We start from the raw sequence: 4,143 nt of genomic DNA, 5'->3' as shown, positions 1-4,143 counted from the left end.
CTGTCGCGCGGGCGGTGATGTTGGGCAGCGTGTCGTCCTCGATGACCTGCTCCCACGCCGTCGCCTTGACCTCCGGCGGCGGAGCGGCTGGCGGCAGTGGATCCTCCACGGCGGCCGGGATGTCGACGACGGCGACGGGCGGTTCCTCGGGCGGCGCAGGAAGCTCGGCCGGTGGCGGGGCCGGTGGGGCCGCGGGCGCCGGCGGAGCGGCAGGACGGGGAGCCGCTGCGGCAGCGAGATCCGGCGACGATTTGGCGGCCGGACTCGGTTCGGCGGGAGTGGACACCTTCCCCGGGGCCAGCTGCATGCTGATGGCCGCCGACACCGACACAACGAAGGTGACGGTTCCCGCTGCCAGCATCGCCAGCGGGCCGGTCTGGGCGGGCTGCCGTTGACGTTGTGTGCCCGCCCTGAGCGGCCGATCGGTGGCCGCCACCGGTTGGCCGCTGTCGGCCGAGGCGAGCGCGGCGCCGCGGGCCAGGGCCAACTCGGCCTCGGCGGGTGCGAACACCGGCACCGACAGCACGGTTTCGAGCCGGGGCATGATGGCGTCCAGGTCGGCACCCGAGCCGACGAGTACCAACGCCTCGGGCCGCCACTCGGCGGTGGCGAAGACGGTGTTCAGCCAGCGAATCAACGATTCCTCGCTGTCGATCGCATGGTTGACGGCGGTCTGCACCGCACCTTCTCCCGTGTGCACGATCAGCGCTATGACCGCGTCGTATTCGATGACGCACACCGCGGTGACGACGTTGCCGATCAAATCGGCGACACCCCACGCCAACGCCTCCGACGCCTCGGGCAGCTGAATCGCGGCGACGTTGTCGAATCCGCATTCGCGTAACGACCTCAGCAGCAGCGCCGCTTCGGTTTCGGCGTCGTCGCTCCACGTCACACCGATCGTGTGCAACCGGTGGCCGCGGTTGGCGGCCACGGCCTCGGCCCGCAATACCGCCGCTGCGGCCTCGTCGGATGTGTGCCGCGGAGAGCACCGGCGGGTGGGAGGGATCTCAATGGCATCGCGGTCGACTGTGGGGCCATCGGCGCCCTGTCCTTCGACGAGGACAAGGCCGATGGCAGATGGTGTCACCGACAAGCCCAGTACGGCGTCCACTCACACCCTTTCGGACGTCCACTTACCGGGGTGACGGTAACAGCACTGCGCCTCGCCCATTTTCCGGGGAGTCGGCCCGTGGCTCATTCGCATTGAATCGAAATGTGCTGTGCCGCTGAAACTCCTGTAAGCGAAGTCCGAACGTCTTTGCCGAGGCAATTGTTCGCTATCCCGCACCAGGTGCAGATGGCCGTGGCAGGGTGAACACACATGGCGGCAGTCGAGCAGGCGGAGGGCGGGCCCAGCGGGCGCACGGTACTTGGTCACCCGATCGGCCTGACGAACCTGTTCGGGGTGGAGCTGTGGGAGCGGTTCTCGTTCTACGGGATGCTCACGATTCTCGGCTACTACCTCTATTACTCGGTCACCGACGGCGGTCTCGGACTTCCGCAGAGCACCGCCACCGGCATCGTCGGCGCCTACGGCGGGCTGGTCTACCTGTCGACCGTGCTCGGCGGGTGGATCGCCGACCGGTTACTGGGCATGGAGCGGACGGTTTTCTACGGCGGCTTCGTGGTGATGCTGGGCCATATCGCCTTGGCCATCGTTCCCGGGCTGACGGGCGTGGCCGCGGGCCTGGTGCTCGTCGCGCTCGGTTCCGGCGCGCTCAAGGCCAACGCATCGTCGCTGCTGGGCACGCTCTACGACAAGGGCGACCCCCGATGCGACGGCGGGTTCACCCTGTTTTACCTGGGCATCAACCTCGGCGCCTTCATCGGCCCGCTCATCACCGGGTTGTTGCAGACCCGGATCGGATTCCACTACGGGTTCGGTGCGGCAGCGGTCGGCATGGCGTTGGGGTTGACGCAGTACGTCGTCTTCCGGCGCAATCTCGGTGATCATGGCCGCTATGTTCCTAATCCCCTGCCCCGCAACGTCTTCGGGCGGCTGGGATTGATCGCCATCGCGGCCGCGGTACTGATCGGCGCCGTGTTCGCGACGGGCGTGGTCAAGCTGTCGAATCTGTCGCATGTGACGACAGGGGTCCTCGTCGTGGCGTCGGTGGCCTACTTCGCGGTGATGCTGACCAGCTCCAAAGTCACGACGGTCGAGCGCACCAGGGTCCGTGCGTTCATTCCGCTGTTCGTCGCCAACGCGGTGTTCTGGTCGCTGTTCCAACAGATCTTCACCGTGCTGGCCGTGTACTCCGATGAGCGCATGAACTGGTCCATCTTCGGGTGGACCGCGCCATCGAGTTGGATCGGCTCGATCGAACCGGTGTGGATCATCACGCTGTCGCCACTTTTCGCGGCGATGTGGACACGGCTCGGCAGCCGTGCTCCGACGACGCCGCGGAAATTCGCCTACGGCGTGATCGGGATGGGCTTGGCTTTCCTGCTTTTTCTCCCGATGGCGGGCACCAGCGGCGAGGCGGTGCCCGCGCTGTACATCGTCGGCGTGATGGCGGTGTTCGCGATCAGCGAGTTGATGCTTTCACCCATCGGGCTGTCGGCCACCACAAAGCTTGCGCCCGAGGCATTTCGGGCGCAGATGATGGCGCTGTACTTCTTCTCCGTCGGGATCGGCACGGCGATGTCCGGTGTGTTGGCCGGTTATTACAAGCCGACTCACGAGTTCGCCTACTTCGGCATCATCGGGGTGGTCGCGGTTGCGGCCGGTGTCATCGTGTTCGCGCTCGCGCCGTGGATCAGCCGCCACATGGAAGGTGTGCACTGACGCCGGGTTCGGGCGACGGCTATGCGGCCAGAATCTCCTGCAGCAGTGTGGGTTCGACATTGCCACCGGAGAGAACGACCACCGTTCGGCCCGCCGGACCGGCCTGCTTGCGGTAGGCAGCGAGCGCGACCGCACCGCTGGGTTCGCTCACCAGATGCGCTCGGTGCGCGAGTTCGCGTACTGCGGAACGAATTTCGTCCTCGGTCACGGTGACCATGTCATCGAGCACCCGTTGCAGATGAGCGAAGGTCAACTCCGACGGTTGCGAACGCAGCCCGTCGGCGATGGTGCGGTTGCGGTCCTGGATGGACCAGTCGACGCGATGCCCGACGCTGAGGCTCTGGGCCGTGTCGGCGGCGAGTTCGGGTTCGACGCCGATCACTTTCGCGTTGGGGCACAGCGCCTTGACCGCCGTGCCGATACCCGAGGCGAGGCCGCCACCACTGACCGGTATCAGCACCGTGTCGACCGTCGGTAGGTCCTCGGCGATCTCCAACCCGATCGTGCCCTGTCCGGCGATGATGTCGGGGTGATCGAACGGCGGTATCAGCACCCCGCCGGTTTCCTCCACCAGTTCGGCGGCGACCCGTTCCCGTTGTCCCGCAGCACATAACACGACCGTCGCGCCGTGATTGCGGGTGGCCGCAACCTTGACCTCCGGGGTCTCCTCCGGCATCACGATGTGGGCGGGGATCGCGTATACCGCCGCTGCGTAGGCCACTGCCTGGGCGTGGTTCCCGCTGGAGTAGGCGACCACTCCCCTGGTGCGTACGGATTCGTCGAGATGCCCGATCGCGTTGAACGCACCGCGCACCTTGAACGCTCCGATCGACTGCAGGCTCTCGGGCTTCACCCACAACGGGCGGTCGTCGTCGCCGGCCCACGGTGCCGGTAGCAGCGGCGTCCGCAGCACGAAGGCGCGAATACGCGCGGCGGCCTGCTCGATGTCTTCGAGTGTCACCAAATCCACCCCACCAGTGTGCTCCCAGTGCCGGGATCGGCCCCGAGCGTGAATCGGGATTTGTCAGACCTCGAATGTATGTTCGAGACATGTCGGGGACGGCGTTGCAGGCGGCGATATCGGCGCTGCGTGCGGCTTATGAGGAGGTGGCCGCCTGCGATGTGGATCTGTTGACCCGGCATGAGTTGGTGGCTGCGCTTGATGAGTGGGAGACGTTGTCGTGTCAGCTCCCGACGATGAATCACCGCTTATTGGCTCGTCTGCAGTGTGAGACGACGCCCAATGAGTTGGGTGCCCACACCTGGAAAGAAGTGCTGCGGGTGCGCTACCGGATCTCGACGAGCGAGGCGCATCGGCGGTTGACCGAGGCCGAGCTGCTGGCCCCGCGCCA

Annotated in this window: 4 protein-coding genes; 2 read left to right on the top strand and 2 right to left on the bottom strand. The window is 66.4% G+C overall.

Going from position 1 to position 4,143, the window contains the following annotated elements:
• On the bottom strand, positions 1 to 1,114 hold a 1,114-nt coding region (locus tag A5752_RS04660; protein ID WP_067082754.1), incomplete at its 3' end, for a DUF7159 family protein.
• 210 nt (positions 1,115 to 1,324) lie between these two features.
• Between A5752_RS04660 and A5752_RS04655 the strand changes: the two genes are divergently transcribed.
• Positions 1,325 to 2,791 (top strand): peptide MFS transporter, encoded by a 1,467-nt coding sequence (locus A5752_RS04655; RefSeq protein ID WP_067082752.1) that lies wholly within the window; start codon positions 1,325 to 1,327, stop codon positions 2,789 to 2,791.
• A 19-nt stretch (positions 2,792 to 2,810) separates the two neighbouring features.
• On the opposite strand, the gene A5752_RS04650 is transcribed toward A5752_RS04655, so the two are convergent.
• On the bottom strand, positions 2,811 to 3,761 hold the full coding sequence (locus tag A5752_RS04650) for a threonine ammonia-lyase (RefSeq protein ID WP_067082750.1): 951 nt from the start codon (positions 3,759 to 3,761) through the stop codon (positions 2,811 to 2,813).
• Positions 3,762 to 3,826: 65 nt separating this feature from the next.
• Between A5752_RS04650 and A5752_RS04645 the strand changes: the two genes are divergently transcribed.
• Positions 3,827 to 4,143, top strand: a 317-nt coding sequence (locus A5752_RS04645; protein WP_156613613.1) for a DUF222 domain-containing protein, incomplete at its 3' end; no start/stop codon positions are given.

The sequence above is a fragment of the Mycobacterium sp. 852002-51961_SCH5331710 genome (assembly GCF_001665535.1).
Classification (GTDB): domain Bacteria; phylum Actinomycetota; class Actinomycetes; order Mycobacteriales; family Mycobacteriaceae; genus Mycobacterium.
The sequence above is the reverse complement of the archived record's forward strand: the minus strand, read 5'-3'. Positions and strand labels throughout refer to the sequence as shown.